Genomic DNA, 25,008 nt, shown 5'->3' with positions numbered 1-25,008 from the left:
AATCCTCCACGAAAGCCCTGCTCATTTGGTCAGCAAGAGGCTGAAGAAAATAGCTCAAAGCCGATTTGCTCTTGGTCCTTATATGGACTTCAACTGGCATGCCCGACACAAGACTATTACGATAATTTTGAGGGAGGCTCATTCGGTCTATAATTAAACGGGCCGTGTAGAATTTTACACCTGTTTTTGAATCAACTTCCACGTTGTTTGAAACAACACCCACCTTGCCCTTCCCTTCTGGGACAGCACTCGCGTCCAAGGCAGAAAATTTCACAAATGCTACACTACCTACGCGCACACTATCAATCTTCTGTGGTGGGATCCTTGCCTCTATAATGAGGTCATCGTTTTTCGGGACAACAAGCATAAGAGTTTCTCCTGCCGCCACGACGCCACCGCGCGTGTGAACATTCAATTGCTGCACTCTCCCGGCAACCGGCGTACGAATTTCAACTCGCCGTGAGGCATCCTGTGTCGTAATTTCCCGACCACGGAGCTCGCCCAGTTTTAAGTCCGTATCTTTGAGGTCATTCAAAACACTTGCATCGAACTCCGATGCAAGCTGTAATATTTGCTCTCGAAATTGAGCTTGCTCTGCCTTCGTCCTTGCTATGGAGGAAACCAACTCGCCTCTCTGGCCAGCAAACTGTTGGCCTTGACGCTGCAGTTCACTCACGCGGCTGAACGGGGCATAGCCCTGCTCGTAAAGTTTCCTGACCGAGGCCAACTCTTGACCCACAAGTGCGGACTGCTGTTCAGTTGCCTCTACTTGCGCATTTAGACCCGCAATGACATGATCACCTTGACCGATTTGTTCAAGCAGCTGCGAGCGCCGCTGAGCATTGAGATAGCGGCGAGACTCCAACAAATGGCGTTCCGAAACTAGGATAGCTTTGCGCGCGGGTGGCATATCGGACCGAACTTCAATCGCATGCTCGCCCTTATGATCCCTCTCTGCCTCAAGCCGGGATCTACGCGCCGATAGTTGCCAGATCTGCTGGTCGATGACGTCCTCGTTTGCGCTGACTATCGTTTGGTCCAGGCGGGCTAAAACTTGACCGGATTTAACGTCCTGACCTTCACTGACCAATATTTCGCTTACAATACCCCCGTCCCTATGCTGAATGCTATTAACCCCAGAAGACAAGGCGATTTGTCCACTGGCAATAACCGCGCCGGAAATATGGGCAAGGCCACCCCACAAAAATACAAACATCAAAACTGCGGCCGACAGAAAAAGGCCAAGGCGGCTTTGCTTTGAGATACTCATGCGATCGCTGGGACTAGAATGGCTTGCAAAATCTGCCTTCATTTCACCGGTCCTGCGAATCCTTGGGGCATAAAATCTCTTACTTTACTTAACACCTCGTCTCTTGCACCAAATACCACCTGGCGGCCTGTGCCGAACATCATCAGCTTCGTTGCACACTGCAAAATAGCAGACCGATGGGCGATAATGATCGTGATACCGCCGCGGGCCCTAATTCGGTCGACGGCTCGTACGAGCTCCCTTTCCCCATCCGAATCGAGCGCAGAATTTGGCTCGTCGAGCACAGTGACGAACGGACTGCTGAAAAACGCGCGCGCTAAGGCAATCCGCTGTCTTTCGCCCGCAGACAGCCTATCTCCCCTTGGCCCAACCTGGCTGTCAAACCCGTCTGGCAAGCTACGTATAAGGTCTTCAACGCCCGCGGCTTGGGCGGCTTCGACGATTTTCTCAGACGCAGCGGACGTGTCAAACCTACATATGTTTTGGGCTACAGTCCCATCGAACAGGTCTACAGATTGGGGAAGATACCCCATAAAGGCGCTCCTATCTTCCTCTGACCATTGAGAGAGTAAGGAGCCATCAAATCGAATTGACCCTCGCATGGGTTTGAGTAGGCCAACAAAGGTTCTGACAAAAGAAGATTTACCAACACCACTTGGTCCCAATATGCCAAGCACATCTCCTGCGGCGAGTTCAAAATGAATATCGGTTAGAACAGGCAGGGCCCGTTCTGGCACCCCAATAGCGAGGCCGTCTACTTTAATACGCGTCATGGGAAGAGGTAGCCTGGTGTCAGGTGAAGATGTAGCCAGTGGTAGAGTCTTATCAAGCCTGAAATAGGCATCCCTTGACGCTACAAATCCGCGCCAAATGAAAAGGGCCTGTTCTACAGGCGATAAGGCTTTGCCGAGTAGAATTGAGGAAGCGATCATAACACCCCCTGTTGCCTTGCCCGTGATCACCAAATATGCCCCCATCCCTAAGACCAATGATTGCAAACTATTTCGGAAAAATCGCGACACCCCCCTGTAGAAACTGGCTGTATCACTGGCTTCGATGACTGCTTCACCAGCTCTTTCATGACTCGCAGACCATAATCGCGTCAGGTTGTGCCGCATGCCTTGTGCGACAACAGTCTCCGCCCCTTGCTTTGCAGCGAAGGACTGGGCACCCGCCTCGACGGTGAAACTGAACGATACTTTTTGCTGCGTGGCGAGTTTTCGATCGGCAAGCATGGTGGTAGCCACCAGAAAGGTGGCCCCCAATAACCCGAGAACACCAATACAGGGATGTAAAAGAAACAAGGCCACAACATATAGCGGTATCCACGGCAAATCGAATAGGGCCGATGGCCCGCCACTGGATAGAAAATTACGAAGTTGATCCAGGTCTTTGAAGGGTGCTGCCTGAACGGAAGCCCGTCTACCGGGCAGTCCAGAACTCACGTCCAAGTTAAAAACCGCCCCCTGCAAGCTAAGGTCGACGAAGCGCCCAATGCGTGCGAATAGCTTGGCTCTAATATGTTCAAGAACGCTGGTCGCGAGATAAAGACCTACAACCAGGACAACTAAGGCTAGTAGTGTTTCCAAGCTATGACTGGGAAGGACGCGATCATAGACTTGTAACATGAAAATCGAGCCCGATAGCGCAAGGAGATTTATCACTGCCGTGAAAATCGCGGCCGAAATAAAAAAACTCCTAACACGAGCGAAGACGTCCCGGACTGAGGCTGAAGGCACGGGATAGGGCTCGCTTTTGTAGCCAAACAGTTTCATAAACCAGAAATCTCTAAAGCGTGTAACGAGCATCCGATGAAGTCCGATGTTACGAGAATGCCACTAAGCACAGAGTTTACTCTTTTTGCTCGACGAAGGATACGTATTCAGCCGAGACGGGAATATGCGGCTATGCCCGCAATTTCAGCCCTCGTCGTCGTGACCCGGCGCTGCGCTCATCCCACAGCTCCCCGCCGATCACCGACGCTCCCACCAGTATCCAAAACGGAAAAACCAACCGCCAGAGCTAACTTTAAACTGATTTAAATCCCGGGGGCAACGTCGTAGACGATGAGCGTCGCCCTCGGCGTCGCGTGGCCGGGTGATCACGTTGCAGGAACTTGGTTAAGAAAGCGCTCAATTGTATGACAAACTATAATATCCGGCTTATAGGATTTTACTTGCTCTTCGAGCATCTGAGGCGTCCAAACAAATCTGTATGACGTAAAATAGTTTGAAAACCACCAGGAAAGCTCTTTGCTGGTGTTGCCTGCGCTGAAAAATGAATTTCCGAAGACCAATACACGTTTATTGAATGGAGCAGATTCGTTTTTCCATTCGACCTGCGTACCGATATGACCGCCGCCGGGTGGAGTGATGTGATTAACCTTTCTCCTGACTTCATCGAGTTCGACAAGCTCGGGTGACACCACTTCGCGCGTATATTCATATAACGGAACGCCCAAAAGCCGTCTCGCAATGTCACCCGCATGGATTTCCGTTTTATCGCTCCAAGACACTTCAAAGGGCTCCTCCAGGTTAAGCCTCCTCAGGATGAGCCGGAATATTTCGTATGCCCCTCTGTTACTCGGGTGGCTATCCGTCTTATAGAAAAGCTCGGTCCGAATTTCAGAGTTCAACATCGGTTCAAAGGTTGGCAAGTACGTCTCGTTGTCCTTTTGGCTGTCTTCGAACAAGCTAAGTATCGGCGTACAACCAACGAACCTTGGGAAGCCGTATTCACCTACGATTGAGCTTTTCTCTGGAAAGCAGAGCTGCACATAATCTGTTGAGTAGCTTCGGAGTCTATTCCGCCGAGCGTCCAACAGGGAATCCCACTTTCCAATCGTGTTTAAGAGTTCAGGCGCATCTCTTGCCAAGAGATATTGACTTCTGATTTGGTTGCTACCTTCTTCCAGAAATATGTAGCCTTCCGTACCTATGGCGGCGCTTCTGTCCCCCGACATCGTACCCTTACGGATAAAGACGGGCGTAATGCCATTCATCGGTTGATTATAGCTTCCCTCTAAACTATCCCACGCCCGATTTAAAACAGCCCGTTCGTCATATGACAGTGTTTTTACATTTATCAATTCTCGTAACAACGTCTTCATATTTCGAGATACGAATATATTTTGGTTTTTTTTTATAAAAGATGCAATTTCCTTCTTAATTTTCTCTGCCGACATCGCTTCCTCTATTCGAGGATTCATGTCTAAAGCCTTAGAACTCACAAACTGGCTTTCTAATTTGACAATGAAACCCGGGAAAAGATTTTTTTTAGATAAATCTAGAGGCAAATCTAGTTTAAACCCATGTAAACCATCACCATATAACGCGACTATATCATCACGCATCATCGAGGGGCGACACTCTGCAATCAACTTCTTGTTGAGATAAGCTTTAACTTTAATGTCCTTGATATCTGAAGTAGATACGGCCCAGCCGACAAGAGAATTGTCGCTATAGGCATCGATATGCCCTATCAATTCCATTGCCATGTGGTCCTCCCGGTTAGACGCTCTGTAGCCATGATTATAGAATATAGTTTTGACGCCGCAAAAAAGCTCTTCAACGTGTGATTTCGGTAAATGAATACAGCTCTACCTTAGGGACCGGACGACATCAATCCGTGAATATGCAACGGACCTAAAGATGTCGGCCCCGAGATACCTCGGCCACTTTTTTGCAAAAGCAGCCATTTCCGCTCGCCTTCGCAACCTCTTCGGCGTACTCAAATCGGTCCCCCTACTCTCGCCTTCAAGGTGATAAACCTCGGCCCGGGCTGCAAACACGGTCATCCAGCCTCTATCGGCAAGCTTGAGGCAAAGATCGACATCGTTGAGGGTTACCGCGAAATTGACCTCATCAAACCCCCCCACGGCATTGAATTTTTCCTTGGAAGCGCAAAGGCACGCGCCGGTAACTGCACCTCGCAACGAATTGGTGGCCAACTGGGGCTCGTCTGCTTGCGAACTGTAGATCATTCCCGTCCAGGGATGGCCGCAAATTTCCGAAAATCCAAATGCTATTCCGCCGTGCTGCAACCTTCCATCAGCGAATAAAAGCTTCGCCCCAACGGCGCCCACATCATCACGAATCGCAAGCGCCATCATTTCTGTTAGCCAGTCGCTCCTATGGAGTATAACGTCGTTGTTCAGAAAAACAATATAAGCGTTACTTGCGGCCACGACGCCAATATTGCAGAGCCTCGAGAAGTTAAACTCAATATCGGCGCGAATGACACGGAGGCCCTTTGATTTGTAAACCTCAAACAAGGATAGGGTATCTTCCTCAACAGACCCATTGTCCACCACGATAACTTCATGGGGCCAATCTGTATTATCATACAGACCTTCAAGGCACTTAGACAGCAAGTCGGACCTGTCTCGAGTAGGAATTATGACCGTGCAGGGCGGGGGTGAAGAAGGGACCTCTGCGCTCATCGAGTTCCCTTCAGGCGCTCGATCGCTTTTCGCCAATGGAACCGATAAAACAGAAACGGCTTCACGTTCGGACCACGACATAAGGACATCAGGATCGATGCAAGCCTTGTGCGCATACGGTGTTGGCCATACAAAATTATACAAGAACGGGTCCCACGCCACGCGCGTTGTAGGTATGTCTGCGACCCATTTGTCGCATAAGATCAGGCTTGAAGCAGGATTTTGTATGATGAATTCTGCGAGGATTAAAAGCGCATCAGGTGTGAGCACTTCGTCTGAACTACATACGACAACATAATCGTACTTGTCTTCGGTGTTGAGCGTAAATTGTCTGTAGTGTTGACCATCTAGGACTTCATGTCGCCCTTGTGCTTTTATGAAGAAAGTCGGGCCATTGGAGGAGACAAGCAAACGCTGCGCCAATCCCGCCCCATCTTCAACATTCCCTCTTAGGTCTTGGGCAGTTAATCGTCCAAGCCTGGATTGTTCGATACATCCTGTTGCGGTTACACCGAAATTCGCGCCTCCGAATAATGCGTTGCGCACATTTTGGAATAAATTGTCGCGCCCTTGTTGTGAGGTTAGAGCACGGAAAAACCGCTTGGCGAAAAAAGTCCCCAGCTTGAGAGCGGGTACCGCCCTAAGCTGCGCCGATCGCAACCTATAAAAGCCCGGCCTGATACCGCAGGTGATGACAATATCGTACGTTCCTTCCGACAGATGAACAAACGAGGAAGAGTCGCAATCGCAGCTTAACTCCACCAGCTGAAAGTTTTCTTGGTCACGGAGCACAACCTCCAAAACGCTGTCGCGTCCGTCGATCGTTAACTCATACCATCCCTTCGGGACCATTATGCCGACGTAACAATATTCTCCCCATGGCTGATTTACCCTAATACCCGCCACTTCGGGCGAGGCACCCATGTCGCGATAGTTTGCACTTGAGAGAAGATCTAACGCCTTGAAGGCCATCTTGAAGTCTAGCTACTTATATTATTCGCTACCGAAAGGCTTCAGCCTTGAGTTGCAGGCTGCTTGATCGCACGCGCTGCAAAATCCCAATCTTCAACATTCCCAAAAAATACCTGCTCGGAAGAATCGAGAACCAAGAGCTTGTTACACATACTTTTTATCAGATCGAACGAATGCGACGCTAATATCATACCACGCGACTTATCGACAAGGCTTGCCATTCGATCTGTTGCCTTGTGTATAAAATCAGCATCTCCAGTGCTCAGCCATTCGTCAAACAGAAGAATATCTGGGTCTAATGTAGTAGCCACCGAAAAAACCAGTCGTGACGCCATGCCTGAAGAAAAAACCTTCACCGGTAAATCGATGTAAGATCCCAAGTCGGAAAATGCAATAATGGCATCCATTTTGGCGAGCACCTCTTTTGTGGTAAACCCTCGCATGCGCCCCATATTGATCACGTTGTCGCGGCCCGTCAAATTTGAGTCAAGACCAAGATTAACGTCAATCATCGAAGATATACGGCCATTCACGAGCACAGTTCCGCGGGTGGGTTCGTAAATACCGGCAATCAATTTTAATAGAGTCGTCTTGCCAGCCCCATTGTGGCCAATAACGCCAAGCCTGTCGCCTTCGTTTAGTTTAAAATTTAGAGATGATAGGGCTTTGACGTGGATGATATCACTGCCGTCTTTGAGAAGCTTTCCCCCTACCGAAAGATTGGCAATCAAATTCCTTAACGACTGGGCTCTGACAGAATAAATTGGATAAACCAGATCGACCGACTTCAATTCAACAATCGTAACCATAACAATCTACCTCAAATCCAAAACGCAATTTTACCGCGATAATGTCCGAACGCCAAAATCCAAACAATAAATCCTAAGCCTAGGCTAATCGACGCCTGTTCCCATGCCAGGATGGAAGGCATATGCCCTAGCAAGGGAGCCCTGATAAGCTCTGTAAGCCCAAAGAATGGATTAAACTGAATAATCGCGGCCCGCCAGCCCGTCATATGTTGAGGTTGCCAAAACACGGGGGTGAGGAAAAATATCATCTGCTGTAAAAACGGCAACAAAAAACGCAGGTCCCTAAAGCGGGCAGCAAGCATCGACGATATAGTTCCCCAAAGAAAGGAATTGACGTAAACTACAACTAAACCGATGAATAGAGTCCAGTTCGGAAACGCCAAGCGCTGAAGAATAAGCATCGCTATAAAAAACGCGACAATATTATGTAAAAATATAATAAAGGTCCGAGTTACGCTTTCAAAAGAGTAGAAAGTGTAAGGATATGCGTGATTTTTTATAATGTTCGAAGAAGATATATATACTTCAGGAGCATCGTTGAGAATATAAGTGCCAGAAAGCGTGAATGCCAATATACCGGCCATTACGTAAGGCAGTACATCAGGCAAATTCTGGTGCTGAATCCCTCCCATGACAACTCCCAGCGCCAATGAGGTAGCAACCATTGCACCGGAAATCCATATAGAACCCAAGACAGTCCGCTTATATTTTGAGGAAATTTCGTGATATGCTTGATGCAACCACACGTGATACAAGGAAATTCCTCGCATCAAGTCTTTTGTAGATTTAGTAAACATACAGACCTTCAGATGATTACTTTAGGTTTAGAATGAGGAGGGGGGCACCCCGGGCGGGTATTAAAGGTGTTTCTCATCTTACACCAGTTCTTTTTCGTTTCAGATTAAAATATCCTTACAAACTCACCACGACTGCACTCGGCCAATGACAGTCCCCCCTTAGATACTGCACTGTTTATGTCTCGGATATGTCATGCTCCTCGTTTAGGTCGTCTTTTAAATTAAAAACGCCGGATTGCGGCCATACCTACGTTCTAGGAACACCATCCCTATGAGGCTTTGTATGTCATTGTGCTTGAAACACGTGTTATTTGTCTTTTTTTTGGGCGCGTTGACCCTTTCCGGCTGTGCAAAAAAAGACGATGCCGGGGGCAAAAAGGGACCCGGGGGGCCGGCCAATGTCAGTTATGTCGTGGTCTCGACCCAGCCCTTGAGCCTGACCCAGGAATTGTCGGGAAGGACTTCGGCCTTTCTGGTATCGGACGTGCGGCCTCAGGTGGGGGGCATTATCAAATCGCGCCTGTTTACTGAAGGCGGTGTCGTGTCAGCGGGGCAATCGCTGTACCAGATCGATCCCTCGACCTACCAGGCGGTGTTGGCAAGCGCCCAGGCGCAACAGGCACAAGCTCAGGCCAATTACGATGCGGCTAAACTGAAAGCCGACCGTGCCCAGCAACTGATTGCCATCAAGGCCGTCAGCCAGCAGGACTATGACGACGCCCAAACCGCGCTGAAAACCGCTGCGGCGACGCTCGCCCTTCAAAAGGCCAATGTGCAGACGGCCAGCATCAATCTCAACTATACCAAGGTCGCTTCTCCCATTTCCGGTCGCATCGGCAAGTCGGCAGTTACGCCCGGCGCGCTAGTGACCGCCAATCAGACGACACCCCTGGCCACCGTTCAGGATCTGTCGAAAATCTATGTCGACATCACCCAATCTGCCACGGACATGCTGCGCCTTAAGAAATCGCTGATGAGCGGTGAACTCGGCGCGGTCGACCACGCCGATGTCAGCCTTACGCTCGACGATGGCTCAGCCTATCCCCTGACGGGTCGTCTGGAATTTTCCGACGTTAGCGTCGATCCGTCGACCGGCGCCGTAACCCTGCGCGCCATTTTCGCCAACCCTGAAGGCCTGCTGTTGCCGGGCATGTATGTCCGCGCCCGCATCGTGAAGGGTACGGTGGCGCAAGGCATTCTGATACCTCAGTCCTCCGTGGTCCTGGACGCCAAGGGCGGTGCCAGCGTGCTGTTGGCCGGTGATGACAACAAGGCGCACAAGCAGGCCATCAAGCTGGGCCAGATGCAGGGCAGCCAGTGGCAGGTCATGGACGGCCTCAAGGCCGGTGACAAGGTGATCGCCGAGGGCGCCATGAAGCTGAAGGACAAGGGTGCTATCAAGGCGAAGCCCGTCAAGCCCGCTCCTGCAACGGAGCAATAAGTTATGCTGTCGCGCTTTTTTATCGTCCGGCCGATCTTTGCCTGGGTCATCGCCATCGTCATCATGCTGGCCGGCACGCTGGCAATCTTCACTCTGCCGATCGAGCAATACCCGAAGATCGCCCTGCCGCAGGTGACGGTCTCCGCCACCTACACCGGCGCCTCCGCTAAGGTGGTTGAGGACTCGGTGACGCAGGTGATCGAACAGGGTATGACCGGGCTCGACGGCCTGAAATACATGACCTCGACCTCTTCGACTGGCTCGGGCTCCGTCACGCTGGTTTTCGAGGCCGGCACCGACCCCGACGTGGCTCAGGTTCAGGTGCAGAACCAAGCCAATTCGGTGCTGCGCCGCTTACCCACCGATGTGCAGACCTTGGGCCTGCGCGTCAACAAGGCCTCAGGCTCGACCCTGATGGCCATTTCGCTCTATACGGAAGATGAGAGCCTTTCCAATGCCGACCTGGGCGACTGGATCGCCTCCAACCTGAACGATCCAATCTCGCGCATCGAAGGCGTGGGCGACACCCGCGTGTTCGGCTCGCAATATGCCATGCGCATCTGGCTCAACGCCGATAAACTTGCCAGTTTCAGCCTGACACCCGCCGACGTCGTGGCCGCCATCCAAGCCCAGAACACGCAAGTCTCCGCTGGCAATCTCGGCGCCGATCCGGCCAAGCCGGATACGGCGCTAACCGCCACCATCACGGCGCAATCGCAGCTCCAGACGGCGGCGCAGTTTGAGAACATCATCGTCAAGAACAACACGGCTGGCACGCCGGTCTATCTGCGTGACGTCGGCCGCGCCGAGCTTGGCCCGCAATCCTACGGCAATATCGCCCGGCTGAACGGCCACACCGCATCGGGCATGCAGATCACCCTTGCCACCGGCGCCAATGCGCTGAAAACGGCAGATCTCATCAAGAAGAAGATTGCTGAACTGGAACCCTCCTTCCCTGCCGGCGTCAAATACGCGATCCCCAATGACTCGACCGACTTCGTCAAGCTGGCAATCGAGGACGTGGTCAAGACCCTGATTGAAGCGATCGTGCTGGTTTTCCTGATCATGTTTCTGTTCCTGCAGAACTGGCGCGCCACGCTCATTCCCACCATCGCCGTGCCGGTGGTTCTTTTGGGCACCTTCGGCATCCTTGCCGTCTTTGGCTATTCGATTAACACCTTGACCATGTTCGGACTTGTGCTGGCCATTGGCCTTCTGGTCGATGACGCCATCGTCGTGGTCGAAAACGTCGAGCGCGTCATGCACGAAGAGGGCTTGGGCCCGCTCGAAGCCACGCAGAAATCGATGGATGAGATCACCGGCGCCCTCGTCGGCGTGGCCTCGGTTCTGGCCGCGATGTTCGTGCCCATGGCCTTCTTTGGCGGCACGCAGGGTATCATCTACCGCCAGTTCTCGGTCACCCTCGTCTCGGCCATGGGCCTGTCAGTTGTCGTCGCCCTGGTCCTGACGCCGCCTCTTTGCGCCACCTTGCTGAAAGCGCCCCAAAAAGTCGACGGCGCGGCCGCGCATGATCCACACGCTCCCGAAGAGGACGTCAAGGTCAAGGGCTTCTTGTCCGGTTTCAACCGCGGCTTCCAGATCTTTTCCAATCGTTATCAAAAATCGGTCAAGGGCATTATCCGCACGCCCGGCCTTTTCATGATCGTCTACGCCGCTATCATTGCAGCTGTGGTAGGGCTGGCCATGACCCTGCCGACCTCTTTCCTGCCCGATGAAGACCAGGGCGCCCTGATGACGCAGGTACAGTTGCCGGTCGGCTCGAAGACCGACAAGACGATTGCCGTACTGAAGCAGGTGCAGGACGTCTATCAGAACGACCCCGCCGTCAAATATGTCTTTACGATCGCCGGCTTTGGCGGCTCCGGCTCGGGTGAAAACCAGGGCATGTCGTTCGTGCGCATGAAGGATTTCAAGGAGCGTCACGACGACAATATGAAGGTGTTTGCGCTCGTTGAGCGCGTCAACAAGAAGTTCTCACAGATCCACAACGCGCGCGTGTTCCCGATGATTCCGCCGGCGGTGCGTGAACTGGGCAATTCGTCAGGTTTCGACCTCCAGCTTAAGGATGTGGGCGGCGTCGGTCACGACACCCTGGCCGCGGCCAGCGATCAGCTTATCAGTATGGCGGCGAAGGACCCGCTTCTGAGCAATGTCCGCGCCAACATTCAGGATGACACGCCGCAACTCAAGCTCGATATCGACAATGCTCGCGCCGGCGCTATGGGCGTTTCGGTGGCAAACATCAATTCCCTGCTCGGCACCGCGCTCGGCGGCACCTATGTCAACGACTTCATCGATCGCGGCCGCATCAAGCGCGTCTATGTTCAGGGGGACAAGGAGTTCCGCAGCCAGCCTGAGGACATCAACCGTTGGTATCTGCGCAATTCCGCCGGCGAGATGGTGCCCTTCTCGACCTTTGGCACGTCACGCTGGACCTTCGGACCACCACAGCTCCAGCGCTATAACGGTGCGGGCTCGATGGAGATCCAGGGCACTGCCGCAGCTGGCCAATCGAACGGTAAGGCTATGGACAAAATGGAAGAACTGACCAAACAACTGCCGGCAGGCGTTGGATTTGAATGGACAGGCATTTCGCTGCAGGAAAAGGAATCTGGCGCCCAGGCCCCTGCCCTCTATGCGCTTTCCATCCTCGTCGTCTTTCTGTTGCTGGCGGCGCTTTATGAAAGCTGGTCAATCCCGTTCGCTGTCATTCTTGTGGTGCCTCTCGGCGTCTTCGGCGCCCTTCTGGCCACTTGGTTCCGTGGCCTCGATAACGACATCTACTTCCAGGTCGGCCTACTGGCCACCATGGGTTTGTCGGCCAAGAACGCCATATTGATCGTCGAGTTCGCCAAGCTGCTGCACGAGGAAGGGCGCACCCTGATCGACGCCACCCTCGAAGCCGTCCGTATCCGCCTGCGCCCCATCGTCATGACGTCGCTGGCCTTTACCTTCGGGATCATGCCCCTAGCCTTGGCCAATTCGGCCGGTTCTGCCTCGCAGCACGCCATCGGCACCGGCCTGATCGGCGGCGTTCTGTCGGCGACCTTCCTGGCCATCTTCTTTGTGCCGCTTTTCTTCGTCTTGGTGCAACGCCTGTTCCGTCATGACAATAAGCCACAAGACATCGCGGCGCGTGAGGAGGCGAAAAATGCAAAACGCTAAACTGACCCTGATGCTCACGCTCGGCGCCGTGACATTGAGCGCCTGTACCCTGGCGCCTAAATATGTCCGCCCCGCCCCGCCCGTGGCGTCGCAGTGGCCGATCGACACACCGACCACGGCGGACGTTCATCTGAAATGGCGTGACCTGTTCCTCGATAAGCGCCTGCAGGCGACCATCGACCTGGCAATCGCCCAAAACCGCGACCTGCGTGTTGCGGCTCTGAATATCGATCATGCTCAGGCCCAGTATCGCATCCAACGCTCAGCCCTCCTGCCGGACATCAACGCATCGATAGTCGGTGCACGTACCAAGACCACCGATACCTACAGCGCCAATCTCGGTCTGGCCGCTTACGAAGTGGATCTCTTCGGGCGCGTCCGCTCGCTGAAGGATGCCGCCCTCGAAACCTTCTTCGCCGAACGTGAAAACCGCAACGCCGTTCAGATCAGTCTGATCGCGGCGGTCGCCCAGCAATGGCTTACGCTGGCTGCCGATCAGGACGCTTTGCGCCTGGCAAAGCAGACCCAGGCCGGACAGTTGGACACCTTGAATATCGCCGAAGGTCGCGCCCGCATCGGCGTCCTGAGCGATCTTGATCTCAACCAAATCACAGTTCAGGCTGAAACCGCCCGCGCGGATGTCGCACGCCTTGAAACCGTCATCGACCAGGACAAAGCCGCCCTGACATTGCTTGTCGGCGCGCCCCTGACACCGGGCCTGTTGCCCGACGGCCTGGCTTCCGGCCTGGTGACCGATACCGTGCCGGTCGGCCTGCCCTCCGATGTGCTTCTGGCGCGCCCGGATGTCCTGACGGCTGAACACGACCTGAAATCGGCCAATGCCAATATCGGCGCGGCCCGCGCCGCTTTCTTCCCACGCATTACCTTGACGGGCTCGACCGGCTCATCCAGTTCCGACCTCGACGGTTTGTTCAAATCGGGTACCAATACCTGGAGCTTCTCGCCCGCCATTACCGTGCCGATCTTCGCCGGCGGCGCCAATCGTGCGGGCCTGGATAGCGCCAAGATCAACCGCGATATCGCCGTGGCGCAATACGAAAAGGCTATTCAATCGGCGTTTTCGGATGTGAGTAACGCCTTGGCCGTAAGGTCGCGCATCGACGAACGCCTGAGCGCCCAGACCGCCGCCACCAATGCCGCCAGTCGTAGCCTGACCCTGTCACAAGCGCGCTACGACAATGGTTCGGACAGCTATCTCGTCCTGCTCGATGCCCAGCGCACCCTCTACAGCGCCCAGCAAACGCTCATTAGCCTTCAGGCCTTGCGCGCCACCAATCTAGTGGCGTTGTATAGGGCCCTAGGGGACGACACGAGTCTGAACTAGGGCAAATGTCTAGCAGATTGACTCAATAGCGGGCGGCTCACCTAAGCCGTTCGGATATACCCGCGTACAATCAAGCCCCGTTCGGTCATCTCCAGCGGCAACTGCCCCAGACCAGTTAGAATCCTCATGGCCAAGTCCAAGTCCTGTCGAACACGGCGGACAGGGGTCTTGTGACTGGTCCGATGCTCCGCGACACGTGGAAACAACAGCCATTCGATTGATCGAAGCGGGATTGGACCCAATGAAATCGTGTCGAGCCAGGGGCGGGGGACGTGCAAATTGGCGCCTGGATTGCCTATTCGTTCATCAGGGCTTTCAATGAACTTGTATATGCATTGGCGCAGTTCCAATTCTTGATGCGCCTGAATCGCAGCAAACACCTTTCGCCACTTCGTGTCCGACATAAGCGAACCGATCGTCGTGCGGCGTACACAACGACGAACATGTTCAAGTTCTGCGCGGTCATGAACAGCCATGTTGACAGGCTATAGTAATATCCCACCTTTGTCAGCACTCTCTCGAGATTGCGCCAAATGCCCACGTGTGCGGCTCGTCATGGCCACCAGATAATAAGAGCCATGCCGGTCAGTATTAACGCAACGCCAGCAACATACAGCCAGATGTGCGCCAAAGGCGCCTTCGTCTGCTCGACATCGTCGTAAGCCGTCGGCCTGGTCGTGATCTTGTGCGCCTTCGCTTTCGCGTATGGCGGTTTCGTTTCTGCGTACCTGATGTGTCTCATTTTCGGCATTCCTGCGTCAGGAATACCTTTACCTGCAAGGTTTATGCCTGAAAGGTTGCCCGTTAATGGTCGTTGCCTCACTCGAACGATGGCCTCACTACCCCCGACGCCTATGTTCCGCCTTGTGTCCAATTAGCTTTGGCGATCTTTCCTACGAGAAAGGCCATCAGGGCCTGAACGCGGGTCGGACGCAGCGTGCCGGGAGGTGTCACCAGATAAAGAGACAAGGGCGGGGGCGCCCAGCCTGGAATAGCGACCTCCAGACGCCCCGCCTGGATATCGTCCCACACCAGAAAATCTGGCTGCATGGCTATGCCCGCACCGCCAATAAGGGCGGGACGGAGAATATCGGCATTGTTCACCCGCAACGGGCCCGGCACGGTTACGGAATACTGCCCCTCGGCAGCGTGCTGGAACCGCCACATGCCCTTGGCGCGACCGTTGGTATAAACAAGACCGACATGGTCGGTAAGGTCTTTGGGGTGAGTTGGGCGTCCACGTTTGTCAAAATAGCTCGGCGCCCCGACAAGCAGAATACGCACCGGGGCCAATCGCCGGGCCATCAAACTGGAATCCTCAAGATCGGAAATCCGCAAGGCCAGATCAAACCCGTCTTCGACAATGTCGATAAAATGGTCGGCCAAGGTCAGATCGACCGTCACCTCCGGATAGAGGGCGAAAAATTCCGGCAGCATGGCCCCGAGATGCGCAATGCCAAACGACATGGGCGCCGTCATGCGTACAGTGCCGCGCGGCCGCGCGGCCAGGGCCGACGCTTCCGTTTCCAGGGCTTCTGCACTGGCCAGCAAGCGTGTGGCACCGTCCAGCGCCGCCAGACCGCTTTCTGACAAGGCAACACGGCGTGAGGTGCGATGAAACAGGGTTGCATCCAGTTTCTTCTCCAGCCGGCCGATGACTTTTGATACCGTCGCCTGAGACAGCCCCAGATCCTGGGAGGCGGCAACGAACGAGCCGGTTTCGGCCACCTTGGCAAAAACGGCCCAGGCCTCAAAGTCTGGCAGCTTCATGATGTCATTTTTTGAAATGGTTTCTTTCTATCATTTGTATTTCAGACGTCTTGGCAAAAGTCCATAGTGTGTTCAGACAGGACGCACACGGCGCCCGGCAATTTTAGCAAGTGGAGATATGACCATGATCGAACGTAGACCTTTTGACAGCCTCGGCGGCGCCAACCACGGCTGGCTGGACGCCAAACACCATTTTTCGTTCGCCAGCTACCGGGATCGCGCCCGCGACCAGTGGGGCAATCTGCGCGTCTGGAACGATGATACGATCGCCCCTGGAACAGGCTTCCCGCCCCACCCGCACGCCGATATGGAAATCATCACCTATGTGCGCGAAGGTGCCATCACCCATCAGGACAACCTGGGTAACAAAGGCCGTACCGAAGCGGGCGATGTCCAAGTTATGAGTGCCGGCAGCGGCATCCGTCATTCCGAGTATAACCAGGAGCCAGGCATCACCCGCATCTTCCAGATCTGGATCCTGCCGAGCGAAACCGGCAAAGGACCCGCATGGGGCACCAAGCCGTTCCCGAAGGGCGACCGGTCCGGCAAGTTCGTGGCCTTGGCCAGTGGTTTTGCCAATGATGACGACGCCCTGCCCATTCGCGCCGACGCCCGTGTGCTGGGAGCGACCTTGAAAGCTGGCGAAACAGCGGAATATAGTCTGGCCGGCCGCAATGGCTATCTTGTGCCATCGGCCGGATCGGTTACCGTTAACGGGGTACGCATTGATACCCGCGACGGTGCCGCGATTGCGGATGAGCCCCTTATCCGCGTCACCGCCTTGGAAGACTCGGAACTTGTTCTCGTAGACGCCGCCTAACTGCTGTTTTAGTCGCCCAAAGCGCTTTTGGTATGAAAAAAGCGCATAAAAGCAAAGAATTAGAGCACCGACCATCAGATCGGGACGCTCAAGCGTACACCAAACCCTCAACCCAATCGCAAATCGGAGATACGACCATGACCAGCAATAGCTATGTCACCACCCAAGACGGCACCCAGATCTATTATAAGGACTGGGGCCCCAAGACCGCCCAACCGATCGTTTTCCATCACGGCTGGCCATTGTCATCCGATGACTGGGACACCCAGATGCTCTATTTCCTGGGTAAGGGTTATCGGGTCGTCGCCTTTGACCGCCGGGGGCACGGCCGCTCGACCCAGGTCAGCGACGGTCACGATATGGACACCTATGCCGCCGATGCCAATGCAGTGGTTGAGGCTTTGGACCTGAACAACGCGGTCCACATCGGGCACTCGACGGGTGGCGGTCAGGTCGCCCGCTATGTCGCCCGCTACGGCGGCAATGGCCGTGTCGCCAAGGCCGTGCTGGTCAGCGCCGTCACCCCCATCATGCTGAAGACAGAGGCCTTCCCGCTGGGCTTGCCGATAAGCGTATTCGATGGCCTGCGCGAACAGACCGCCAACAATCGGACCCAATTCTTCAAGGACCTGCCCATCCCGTTCTATGGCTTCAACCGTGAAGGGGTAAAACCTATTGAAGGGGTGATCGACAACTGGTGGCGCCAGGGCATGATGGGCAGCGCAAAGGCCCACTACGAAGGCATTAAGGCGTTCTCCGAAACCGATCAGAGCGAAGACCTGAAGGCGATCGACGTGCCGGTCCTGATCATGCACGGCGATGACGATCAGATCGTGCCCTATCAAGCCGCCGCCCTGGAAGCGATCAAGCTGGTCAAGAACGGCACCTTGAAAATCTATGAGGGCTATCCGCACGGCATGCTGACCACCCACGCGGACGTTATCAACCCGGACCTGCTCGCCTTCATTCAATCCTAACCACCACCCGCGGGCACCTGGTAAACGGGTGCCCGTGATCGCATCTATGCGGGCCTTAGATATAGGCAGATATACCCTGCGCCACTTCCCGAAGCGATGGGAGGCAGCGGATGGTCACCAGACCCGGCAATAGCCGTGGAGTTTATTATTTACCTCAGTGGCTTGCCGCTTCGTTTGCCCAATAGCTCTCGGTTTCGAGTTCACAAAAAAGCACCGGCGGTTTCTGGCGAGCCAGTCGGATCGACCCTGTGAACGTGCGGCATGTTACCGCCTTGCCGGGCAGGCCGGTGCTGTCAACGGACACAAGAACCTGAGGTTCACCCTCGCTCGTTTGCGACAATTTTTTCGCATCGAGCGGGCTTCCATACAGATGGATCCTACGAGCGCTATTGGCATATTCAAATATTTCCCGGCCGAGACTGATGCGATGAAGCCTGTCGGCTTCGCCAATAAAGGCGGGCTTGGCGTGACCATAGTAAAAGGCATCGACGTATAGGTTTTCAGCGCTTTTCAATGTCACCTCCGCCTTTGGTGACGTCTTTAGGATCAGGTCAAAGCTGTAGGGGCCTTCCTTCGGCTTTGGGTTGTGAATAGCTTCGATCACATCGCACTGCGTCAGACCAAAAATCAGCGGCACCACGGCCATATATCTGGCAGGATTAAAATACTTCATGCTCTCCCCCCCTCTGAGATGAAAAACTAAACACGGAACAAGCATGCTGTCCAAAAGAGTAGAGCAACTTGTCTCGAGCCTAAATAATCATTAATTTTCAGCAACTTAAATTGTGACCCGAAGTCAATACTAAGCCCCGTATGCCGCAATCACTTTCCGAACCGCGCCCTACGCTTCGCTGGCGGGCGCTTCAATTCGGAGACCCAGCCGTCATACGATGAGTTGCGCACACGTCGTTAAATCCGAAACGGTCCAGTGGACGTATACGCTATAACACACACCCTCTGGATAGTCGGATGTACATGTTATGGCGCGCTCTCAGCTTTTACCTATCTATGGCCTTGGTCGCGCTGTCGGCGGGATCCGCCATGGCCGTTGAAGAACCTGCCTTCAAGCTGGTCACGAAAGACAGTGACATCGAGATACGGGACTACCCGGCGCTGATCGCAGCCGAAGCGCACGTCAGTGGAGATCGCCAGCCCGCCATCAATGAGGGCTTTCGACTAATCGCTGACTACATCTTTGGCAACAACCGGCAAAAATCGAAGGTCGCTATGACCGCTCCCGTCACCCAGTCGGCCTCCGGCGGCGAGAAGATTGCCATGACGGCGCCGGTGACGCAGGCAGGCGATGGAAAGACCTGGGTGGTGCGGTTCATCATGCCGTCGCGATATACGATGGCCACCCTTCCGCAGCCCAATAATGCACGGGTGTCGCTCGTGACCATTGCGCCTCAACGCGTAGCCGTTATCCGTTTCTCTGGCTTGGCCGGAGAGACCGACATTACGACACGGACGCAGCAGCTGAAGGCATGGCTAAACGCCAGACATCTGACGACGGAGGGCGATGTGACGCTGGCGCGCTATGACCCGCCCTGGACGCTATGGTTCCTGCGGCGCAACGAATTGCTCATTCCAATAGCCGCCAAGTGACGTAATCCAAGGCCGGGAGTACTCAAATGATCACTGTTTTGTTTGATGGCAAATGTGGCCTGTGCCGACGCGAGATCGGCTTTTATCGCACCATGGCGCCCGCAGATCGCTTCCAATGGATCGACGTCATGGCGGACGATGATGCGCTGTCACGCCTCAATATTTCCCGTAAAGACGCCCTAGTGGCGATCCATGTCATCGACGACGTGGGTGACCGCCTGACCGGCGCCGATGCCTTCGCAACAATCTGGAAAGCCTTGCCTGGCTTTCAGTGGTTGGGCCGGATCGTCTCAGCGCCCATAGTCAGACCCCTGGCGCGTTGGGTCTATGCGGTTTTCGGCGCGCTTCGCTTTCGGTTTCACGGCTACGACAGATGCGAATTGTAGCGCACATGTCTAATCTGTCCGCCGAACCGCGCCTGCATCCGTTGATCGCCCCCCTTACCCTGGGGGGCGCCCTCCCGTTTATCGGCTGTGCCATAGGGGCGTGGCGTTTATGGCCACTGTCCTTTGATCCGGCCTATGTCGCGGTGGTCTATGGCGCCGTCATATTGTCCTTCCTGAGCGGCATTCAGTGGAGCACGTTCCTGCAGGGCGCCGTGCCGAAACCCTGGGTGATCGTGGCAAGCAACCTGATTGCCCTTCTGGGCTGGGTGTGCGTGCTCCTGTTTTCAGCCCATCCGGCGGGCGTGTGCCTGTGTCTGGCTATAGGGTTCCTCTTTGCCTTGTGGGTGGACAGCCGTCTTTCGCGTGGCGGCTTTATCCCCGAACGCTTCTTCCGCTTGAGACAGATCATAACAACCATTGTCGCTCTCTGCCTGGCCATCACCGCCGTCGCGGACATATTGATATAGCCGAACCAGATCGGATGCCTTGGCAGATAAATCTGCCTAGCCAGGGCCAAACAGCTATACTGCTTAATAGCGGTGTCACACCGCCAACCGGGAGTACAGCTATGACAGCGAACAGTGCGGCGAAGAGAGAATGGACACCCGCGGACATTCCTTCACTGACCGGCCACAACATTATTATAACCGGCGCGAACAGTGGCATCGGATATCAGGCGGCGCTGGTCCTGGCCGCGAAGGGCGCACAGGTTACGCTTGCCTGCCGTGACAAACTTAAGGGAAACGCTGCGCTTCAGGCTATCCGTCAAAGCGTGCCCGATGCCCGCCTCGTCCTTGGTCATCTCGATCTGGGCTCCCTCTCATCGGTGAAACGCTTTGCAGACAGCGTACTGAGCCAAGGCCTACCGCTACATTGCCTGATAAACAATGCCGGCGTCATGACGCCGCCGCGCCGGCTTGAAACCGCAGAGGGCTTCGAATTGCAGTTCGGGACCAATGTGCTGGGGCATTTCGCTTTGACCGCCCTTTTAATGCCAGCCCTTCAAAATGCCATTAGCGCCAATACAGTTGATGCGCCCCGCATAGTAACGCTCGCCTCTATCGCCCATAAGCGTGGCCGCATCAATTTTGATAATCTGCAATCCGAGCACGGGTATTCGCCAATGGCAGCCTATGCGCAGTCGAAGCTGGCCGATCTGATGTTCGCCTTGGAACTGAACCGGCGACTGCGTGCGGCGGGTACGGATATCTTATCCGTCGCCGCCCACCCTGGCGTCGCCAGCACCAACCTCTTCAAAACGGGGGATTACCACGGCATCGAAAGAGCCGTGCGGAACGCCATGGGCCCTCTGATTGGCTTGGCCCTCAATACCGATGCGGCGGGCGCATTACCCACGCTCTATGCGGCGACGGCGGATGCCGTGGAGGGCGGGGGTTACTACGGTCCGCAAGGCCTCCTGGAGGTCCGCGGCAAACATGTGGGAAAAGCCCAAATTGCAGATCAGGCGCTGGACGTGACCGTCGCCAAGCATCTGTGGCAAGTCTGCGAAGACCTCACCGGTGTCCCCTTCCCGGTCGGCGACCAGACGAACTGAGACTGTTGAGGTCTCTGATGGGTCTAAAGCTGGGCTTCCAGCGCGATCGCCGGCTCTCGATGCGTGGCGCCGGTTGCAACATGCCACGGCGCTCCTGCCGCCTGTGTGAACGTCATACATTCCCCGTTAGCCACAGGGTGCAAGTCGTGACAGCGGCAAAGGCGCGCATGATATCCATCTCGCTGCCCCCAGAATTCAGGAGCAGCAAATGAGCGGCCTGCATGAATTGACCATGGCTGAAAGCGTAGACCAAGACCGCATCGTCCAGCTGGGCAAACCGGCCCATGGTCGGCCGCGCCCCGTTAGCCGTCTGCATACTGACCGTAAGCCAAATGGACGTCGCGTTGCTTAAGGCACCAGTACGGCGGCTCCGTCGAAACGCCCCGCACGCAAGTCGGACAGTGCCTGATTGGCCTGAGTCAGGGCATAGGTCGTGGTCTTGGTGGTAATGCCGATTTTCTGCGCCAGGGGCAGAAAATCGAGCCCGTCCTGGCGGGTCAGGTTGGCGACGGAAACGAGCTGCCTTTCCTCCCACAACAGACGGTAGGGCATGCTTGGGATATCGCTCATATGGATGCCGGCGCATACGACGCGCCCTCCTTTACGCACGGCTTTGAGGGCCAAAGGCACAAGCGCCCCCACCGGCGCAAATATGATCGCGGAATCGAGTGGCTCAGGGGGCAACTCATCCGATCCTCCCGCCCAAACTGCGCCCAGGGACAAGGCGAAGGCCTGTGTCGCCTTGTCGCCCGCTTGCGTAAAGGCATAGACGTCGCGGCCCTCACTGTGCGCCACCTGAGCGATGATGTGGGCGGCTGCGCCAAAGCCGTAAAGCCCCAGACGCTTGCCTGTGCGCCCGTCAGGCTGGCCGGTCAGGCATAGGGATCGCCATCCAATCAGGCCTGCGCAGAGCAAAGGCGCCAGGGCTACGTCGCTACCCTCTTCGCCCAGGGGAAAGGCAAAGCGCGCATCGGCAATGACCGAGGTCGCAAAACCCCCGTCCCGCGTATAGCCTGTAAAAAGCGGATGGTCGCACAGGTTTTCCCGCTGCTCCACGCAGTATGGACAGTACTCACAGGTATGGCCAAGCCAGGGAATGCCGACCCGCTCACCCAGCCTGAGGCCGTCTACGCCCTCCCCAAGGCGATCGATACGACCGACAATCTCGTGGCCGGGAATGATAGGGTAAATCATGTCGGGCAATTCACCGTCCAGCACGTGCAAATCCGTCCGGCATACGCCGCAGGCGGTGACGCGCACACGGATTTCACCGGCGGCCGGGGTACGATCCGGAAGGTCCGTCCACACAAGCGCCTCCCCAGGCCTGTTGAGCACCATGGCCTTCATGCCCCCTCCCGGAGGGCCTGCTTCATCCGTTCATTGAGGGCTTGAAGCACATGGGGAAGCGCGTCCGGCAGGTCTTCGGCAATAAGTCCGATACCCAAGTAATTTGCAACCTCGCCATGAAGCCATGCCGCGGCTGCGGCGGCGTGGAAGACGTCTAGCCCTTGGGCCAGAAGGCCTGCGATGAAGCCGGTCAGGACATCTCCGCTACCACCTGTCGCGAGGTGTGCGGGGGCATTCGCATTGACAATCGCACGTCCATCGGGCGCGGCAATTACGGTATCGGCCCCTTTGAGAAGGACGACCGCGCCACTTTCTACGGCTGCCCTACGGGTGCGTAACAACTTGTCGCCTCCCGCAGTAAAGAGGCGGTCGAACTCGCCCTCATGCGGCGTCAGCACGCAAGGACCGTCAATAGCGTCGAACAACCGGCGCGGGGTTTCAGCAAACGCGGTCAGGGCATCCGCATCCAGAACGGTTGTGCGACGGGCCGCCAACGCAGCCAGAACATACTGGCGCGTCGCGTCTCCGACATTGGCCCCCGGCCCGATGGCGATAACATTGCGGCGCGCGTCGGCAAGAAGTTCCGTAAACCCGGCCAACCCATTGAACGGCCTCACCATCGCGCTGGTGAGCGCGGAGGCATAAATCATCCATGTATCGGGCGGAGAGGCCAACGTCACCAGCCCGGCTCCGGCGCGCATGGCGCCGCACGCCGTCAGGCGACTGGCACCCGTGACGGTATCTCCCCCCAGGACAAGCACATGGCCGCGTTGATATTTGTTTCCATTTATCTCCGGCCAGGGATAGCGACTGAGCCAGAGCGCCGGGTGGTTTTCAAAGGTCATGGGTGCAATGGCGTCAAGCACGGACGCTTGAATGCCGATCTGGGCGACAACCAGATCACCGCACAACTGACGCCCCGGCAGAAGCAGGTGCCCCGGCTTCTTGCGGAAAAAGGTTACGGTCAGATCGGCAGCAGCAGCCCCACCCAGAATTTGCCCGGTCGCGCCGTCAAGCCCGCTGGGAACGTCTATCGCGCAGATATCCAGGTCGAGATTAACAAGCGCTTCAACCATGTCTCTCGCCTGGCCTTCAACCGGCCGGGAGAGGCCGGCGCCGAAGATGGCGTCTATCACCAGACGAAACCCCTCAAGACTGCCTGACGAAAAGGGGACGAACCCGCCCGTCCACAATAGGGCCTGATGGGCGGCATCGCCCTTGAGTTCGCTTAATTCGCACAGGAGCGCGATCTTGACAGGCCACCCAGCGCCGTCCAGGTGTCGCGCACAAACAAAGCCATCTCCGCCATTATTCCCTGGACCACACAGAACCAAAATAGGCTGCCGTGTCCAACGCGCCTGTATGGCCGTCGCCACGGCCGCACCGGCCCGTTCCATAAGATCAAGGCTGGAAATACCCAAAGCAATCGTGGCCTGGTCCGCAGCATTCATCTGCGCGGGGGTCAGCAGAACCTGATCAAAATGGCACAACGAGTCAGTTTCCAACGCGGACATCCTTAAATCTCTTCCCGCCTGCCGCCAGATCCTGGTCAGACGCCGCCGCTGGTGTCTGCGGCGCCCGAACCGGCGCGGACACCAGCGGTAGTTCTAAGCGATAATGATATCGTTTTCGATCGACGTCACGCCCTTTGCAGCCCAGGCCACTTCTGAGGCTTCCTCCCAGTCGCTCCATGTCTCGACCTTGCCGGTCAGCGTAACCTTGCCACCGTCCGCCGCGACCTTGATGCGTTTGGTGTCGAACCAAGCCCGGTTGAGCGCGAATTCAATATCCTCCGCGATCACGTCCGTATCGATCTTGGGCTTGACAACAGCCTCGTTAGACACGCCGATGACGCCCATCAGGCGGCGGATATCCTGTGCGGCGGCTTCCTTTTGGAAGTACCATTCGACCTGACCACTGAGCGTTACCCACCCTTTGCTGACGGCGACCTTGATCGCATCACTCGGCACATTACCATCCCAGGCCAGTACATTGACCGCCGCGAGGGCGATATCCTCGTCGTCCCGCTTGGCGTGCGAGTTCAGTTTGATCTCTATCTCATTGGCGATGGCCTTTACGCCCTTGACGCGGCGCACGGCATGCTCAGCGTCGATCTTGCCGCTGTAGGTTTCGACGTGGCCCGTCAGCGTAACGATGCCGTCCCGTGCCGCGACGCCGATATGGGCGCTGTTTACGTTTGGCGCCCAGTTCAACTCATCGACTACGTTCTGTTTCAGATCTTTATCGGAAGCCATATTCGTCTCCATAACGGGCTCGTTGAACCATC

23 protein-coding genes are annotated in these 25,008 nt (G+C 55.6%); 9 read left to right on the top strand and 14 right to left on the bottom strand.

Annotated elements, in window-relative coordinates:
* The 6 genes from AEAC466_RS40395 to AEAC466_RS40375 form a co-directional block, all read right to left on the bottom strand.
* The coding region (locus tag AEAC466_RS40395; RefSeq protein ID WP_023459659.1) for an HlyD family type I secretion periplasmic adaptor subunit at positions 1 to 1,312 on the bottom strand (1,312 nt) is incomplete at its 3' end.
* Positions 1,309 to 3,045, bottom strand: coding sequence for a type I secretion system permease/ATPase (locus AEAC466_RS40390; RefSeq protein ID WP_162148972.1), 1,737 nt, complete (start codon positions 3,043 to 3,045; stop codon positions 1,309 to 1,311). The genes AEAC466_RS40395 and AEAC466_RS40390, both read right to left, overlap by 4 nt.
* A 326-nt stretch (positions 3,046 to 3,371) precedes the next feature.
* Complete coding sequence (locus AEAC466_RS40385) at positions 3,372 to 4,766, bottom strand: hypothetical protein (protein ID WP_023459657.1); 1,395 nt, start codon at positions 4,764 to 4,766, stop codon at positions 3,372 to 3,374.
* Positions 4,767 to 4,868: 102 nt separating this feature from the next.
* A complete protein-coding gene (locus tag AEAC466_RS43955) occupies positions 4,869 to 6,683 on the bottom strand; it encodes a glycosyltransferase family 2 protein (protein ID WP_023459656.1) in 1,815 nt (604 codons plus the stop codon).
* Between the two features lie 41 nt (positions 6,684 to 6,724).
* Positions 6,725 to 7,492, bottom strand: a complete 768-nt coding sequence (locus AEAC466_RS40380; protein WP_023459655.1) for an ABC transporter ATP-binding protein — start codon at positions 7,490 to 7,492, stop codon at positions 6,725 to 6,727.
* Positions 7,493 to 7,503: 11 nt separating this feature from the next.
* Positions 7,504 to 8,289, bottom strand: a complete 786-nt coding sequence (locus tag AEAC466_RS40375) for an ABC transporter permease (protein ID WP_031239367.1) — start codon at positions 8,287 to 8,289, stop codon at positions 7,504 to 7,506.
* 283 nt (positions 8,290 to 8,572) lie between these two features.
* Between AEAC466_RS40375 and AEAC466_RS40370 the strand changes: the two genes are divergently transcribed.
* Genes AEAC466_RS40370 through AEAC466_RS40360 form a run of 3 tightly spaced genes read left to right on the top strand, consistent with a single transcriptional unit; the run spans position 8,573 to position 14,261 of the window.
* Positions 8,573 to 9,730 carry an efflux RND transporter periplasmic adaptor subunit gene (locus tag AEAC466_RS40370; RefSeq protein WP_023459653.1) on the top strand — a complete coding sequence of 386 codons (1,158 nt, stop codon included), beginning with the start codon at positions 8,573 to 8,575 and terminating at the stop codon, positions 9,728 to 9,730.
* 3 nt (positions 9,731 to 9,733) lie between these two features.
* Complete coding sequence (locus AEAC466_RS40365; protein WP_023459652.1) at positions 9,734 to 12,916, top strand: efflux RND transporter permease subunit; 3,183 nt, start codon at positions 9,734 to 9,736, stop codon at positions 12,914 to 12,916.
* Positions 12,903 to 14,261 carry an efflux transporter outer membrane subunit gene (locus AEAC466_RS40360; RefSeq protein ID WP_023459651.1) on the top strand — a complete coding sequence of 453 codons (1,359 nt, stop codon included), beginning with the start codon at positions 12,903 to 12,905 and terminating at the stop codon, positions 14,259 to 14,261. Before AEAC466_RS40365 ends, AEAC466_RS40360 begins: the two co-directional genes overlap by 14 nt.
* A 41-nt stretch (positions 14,262 to 14,302) precedes the next feature.
* On the opposite strand, the gene AEAC466_RS45260 is transcribed toward AEAC466_RS40360, so the two are convergent.
* The 3 genes from AEAC466_RS45260 to AEAC466_RS40345 all read right to left on the bottom strand — a co-directional run bounded on the left by AEAC466_RS45260 (position 14,303) and on the right by AEAC466_RS40345 (position 16,031).
* The gene (locus AEAC466_RS45260) at positions 14,303 to 14,737 is read right to left on the bottom strand and encodes a DUF6678 family protein (protein WP_369794542.1); all 435 of its coding nucleotides are present in this window, start codon (positions 14,735 to 14,737) and stop codon (positions 14,303 to 14,305) included.
* Between the two features lie 77 nt (positions 14,738 to 14,814).
* Entirely contained in the window at positions 14,815 to 15,003 is a 189-nt protein-coding gene (locus AEAC466_RS40350; protein ID WP_155913809.1) for a hypothetical protein, read from the bottom strand.
* Between the two features lie 110 nt (positions 15,004 to 15,113).
* On the bottom strand, positions 15,114 to 16,031 hold the full coding sequence (locus tag AEAC466_RS40345) for a LysR family transcriptional regulator (RefSeq protein WP_023459648.1): 918 nt from the start codon (positions 16,029 to 16,031) through the stop codon (positions 15,114 to 15,116).
* Positions 16,032 to 16,155: 124 nt separating this feature from the next.
* Between AEAC466_RS40345 and AEAC466_RS40340 the strand changes: the two genes are divergently transcribed.
* Positions 16,156 to 16,851, top strand: coding sequence for a pirin family protein (locus AEAC466_RS40340; protein WP_031239366.1), 696 nt, complete (start codon positions 16,156 to 16,158; stop codon positions 16,849 to 16,851).
* Positions 16,852 to 16,988: 137 nt separating this feature from the next.
* The gene (locus AEAC466_RS40335; protein WP_023459646.1) at positions 16,989 to 17,828 is read left to right on the top strand and encodes an alpha/beta fold hydrolase; all 840 of its coding nucleotides are present in this window, start codon (positions 16,989 to 16,991) and stop codon (positions 17,826 to 17,828) included.
* A gap of 154 nt (positions 17,829 to 17,982) precedes the next feature.
* On the opposite strand, the gene AEAC466_RS40330 is transcribed toward AEAC466_RS40335, so the two are convergent.
* Positions 17,983 to 18,546 (bottom strand): hypothetical protein, encoded by a 564-nt coding sequence (locus AEAC466_RS40330; RefSeq protein WP_235074339.1) that lies wholly within the window; start codon positions 18,544 to 18,546, stop codon positions 17,983 to 17,985.
* Positions 18,547 to 18,869: 323 nt separating this feature from the next.
* Between AEAC466_RS40330 and AEAC466_RS40325 the strand changes: the two genes are divergently transcribed.
* The 4 genes from AEAC466_RS40325 (at position 18,870) to AEAC466_RS40315 (ending at position 21,374) form a co-directional block, all read left to right on the top strand.
* A complete protein-coding gene (locus AEAC466_RS40325) occupies positions 18,870 to 19,433 on the top strand; it encodes an SOUL family heme-binding protein (protein WP_155913807.1) in 564 nt (187 codons plus the stop codon).
* Positions 19,434 to 19,459: 26 nt separating this feature from the next.
* Positions 19,460 to 19,819, top strand: coding sequence for a thiol-disulfide oxidoreductase DCC family protein (locus AEAC466_RS40320; RefSeq protein WP_023459643.1), 360 nt, complete (start codon positions 19,460 to 19,462; stop codon positions 19,817 to 19,819).
* Positions 19,820 to 19,824: 5 nt separating this feature from the next.
* Positions 19,825 to 20,286, top strand: a complete 462-nt coding sequence (locus tag AEAC466_RS43950) for a DUF3429 domain-containing protein (protein WP_023459642.1) — start codon at positions 19,825 to 19,827, stop codon at positions 20,284 to 20,286.
* Positions 20,287 to 20,387: 101 nt separating this feature from the next.
* On the top strand, positions 20,388 to 21,374 hold the full coding sequence (locus AEAC466_RS40315) for an oxidoreductase (RefSeq protein ID WP_023459641.1): 987 nt from the start codon (positions 20,388 to 20,390) through the stop codon (positions 21,372 to 21,374).
* Positions 21,375 to 21,486: 112 nt separating this feature from the next.
* Here AEAC466_RS40315 and AEAC466_RS40310 read toward each other — a convergent pair whose 3' ends face one another.
* The 4 genes from AEAC466_RS40310 to AEAC466_RS40295 form a co-directional block, all read right to left on the bottom strand.
* On the bottom strand, positions 21,487 to 21,690 hold the full coding sequence (locus AEAC466_RS40310; RefSeq protein ID WP_023459640.1) for a hypothetical protein: 204 nt from the start codon (positions 21,688 to 21,690) through the stop codon (positions 21,487 to 21,489).
* Positions 21,691 to 21,722: 32 nt separating this feature from the next.
* Positions 21,723 to 22,721, bottom strand: coding sequence for a zinc-dependent alcohol dehydrogenase family protein (locus AEAC466_RS40305; RefSeq protein ID WP_023459639.1), 999 nt, complete (start codon positions 22,719 to 22,721; stop codon positions 21,723 to 21,725).
* A complete protein-coding gene (locus tag AEAC466_RS40300) occupies positions 22,718 to 24,235 on the bottom strand; it encodes a bifunctional ADP-dependent NAD(P)H-hydrate dehydratase/NAD(P)H-hydrate epimerase (protein WP_052025181.1) in 1,518 nt (505 codons plus the stop codon). Before AEAC466_RS40300 ends, AEAC466_RS40305 begins: the two co-directional genes overlap by 4 nt.
* Positions 24,236 to 24,328: 93 nt before the next feature.
* Positions 24,329 to 24,976 carry a BON domain-containing protein gene (locus AEAC466_RS40295; protein ID WP_031239362.1) on the bottom strand — a complete coding sequence of 216 codons (648 nt, stop codon included), beginning with the start codon at positions 24,974 to 24,976 and terminating at the stop codon, positions 24,329 to 24,331.
* Positions 24,977 to 25,008 lie beyond the last annotated feature (32 nt).

It is taken from the genome of Asticcacaulis sp. AC466, from assembly GCF_000495815.1.
GTDB lineage: Bacteria > Pseudomonadota > Alphaproteobacteria > Caulobacterales > Caulobacteraceae > Asticcacaulis.
The sequence above is the reverse complement of the archived record's forward strand: the minus strand, read 5'-3'. Positions and strand labels throughout refer to the sequence as shown.

Bases quoted from the DNA above. Each gene is read 5' to 3' on its own strand.
- AEAC466_RS40365 (WP_023459652.1), top strand. From the start codon at position 9,734: ATGCTGTCGCGCTTTTTTATCGTCCGGCCGATCTTTGCCTGGGTCATC.
- AEAC466_RS40315 (WP_023459641.1), top strand. From the start codon at position 20,388: ATGACAGCGAACAGTGCGGCGAAGAGAGAATGGACACCCGCGGACATT.
- AEAC466_RS40295 (WP_031239362.1), bottom strand. From the start codon at position 24,976: ATGGCTTCCGATAAAGATCTGAAACAGAACGTAGTCGATGAGTTGAAC.
- AEAC466_RS40320 (WP_023459643.1), top strand. From the start codon at position 19,460: ATGATCACTGTTTTGTTTGATGGCAAATGTGGCCTGTGCCGACGCGAG.
- AEAC466_RS40340 (WP_031239366.1), top strand. From the start codon at position 16,156: ATGATCGAACGTAGACCTTTTGACAGCCTCGGCGGCGCCAACCACGGC.
- AEAC466_RS40370 (WP_023459653.1), top strand. From the start codon at position 8,573: ATGTCATTGTGCTTGAAACACGTGTTATTTGTCTTTTTTTTGGGCGCG.
- AEAC466_RS40330 (WP_235074339.1), bottom strand. From the start codon at position 18,546: ATGCTTGTTCCGTGTTTAGTTTTTCATCTCAGAGGGGGGGAGAGCATG.
- AEAC466_RS40345 (WP_023459648.1), bottom strand. From the start codon at position 16,031: ATGAAGCTGCCAGACTTTGAGGCCTGGGCCGTTTTTGCCAAGGTGGCC.
- AEAC466_RS43950 (WP_023459642.1), top strand. From the start codon at position 19,825: ATGTCTAATCTGTCCGCCGAACCGCGCCTGCATCCGTTGATCGCCCCC.
- AEAC466_RS40350 (WP_155913809.1), bottom strand. From the start codon at position 15,003: ATGAGACACATCAGGTACGCAGAAACGAAACCGCCATACGCGAAAGCG.
- AEAC466_RS40335 (WP_023459646.1), top strand. From the start codon at position 16,989: ATGACCAGCAATAGCTATGTCACCACCCAAGACGGCACCCAGATCTAT.
- AEAC466_RS40375 (WP_031239367.1), bottom strand. From the start codon at position 8,289: ATGTTTACTAAATCTACAAAAGACTTGATGCGAGGAATTTCCTTGTAT.
- AEAC466_RS40360 (WP_023459651.1), top strand. From the start codon at position 12,903: ATGCAAAACGCTAAACTGACCCTGATGCTCACGCTCGGCGCCGTGACA.
- AEAC466_RS40310 (WP_023459640.1), bottom strand. From the start codon at position 21,690: ATGCAGACGGCTAACGGGGCGCGGCCGACCATGGGCCGGTTTGCCCAG.
- AEAC466_RS40325 (WP_155913807.1), top strand. From the start codon at position 18,870: ATGGCCGTTGAAGAACCTGCCTTCAAGCTGGTCACGAAAGACAGTGAC.
- AEAC466_RS43955 (WP_023459656.1), bottom strand. From the start codon at position 6,683: ATGGCCTTCAAGGCGTTAGATCTTCTCTCAAGTGCAAACTATCGCGAC.
- AEAC466_RS40380 (WP_023459655.1), bottom strand. From the start codon at position 7,492: ATGGTTACGATTGTTGAATTGAAGTCGGTCGATCTGGTTTATCCAATT.
- AEAC466_RS45260 (WP_369794542.1), bottom strand. From the start codon at position 14,737: ATGGCTGTTCATGACCGCGCAGAACTTGAACATGTTCGTCGTTGTGTA.
- AEAC466_RS40305 (WP_023459639.1), bottom strand. From the start codon at position 22,721: ATGAAGGCCATGGTGCTCAACAGGCCTGGGGAGGCGCTTGTGTGGACG.
- AEAC466_RS40390 (WP_162148972.1), bottom strand. From the start codon at position 3,045: ATGAAACTGTTTGGCTACAAAAGCGAGCCCTATCCCGTGCCTTCAGCC.
- AEAC466_RS40385 (WP_023459657.1), bottom strand. From the start codon at position 4,766: ATGGCAATGGAATTGATAGGGCATATCGATGCCTATAGCGACAATTCT.
- AEAC466_RS40300 (WP_052025181.1), bottom strand. From the start codon at position 24,235: ATGTCCGCGTTGGAAACTGACTCGTTGTGCCATTTTGATCAGGTTCTG.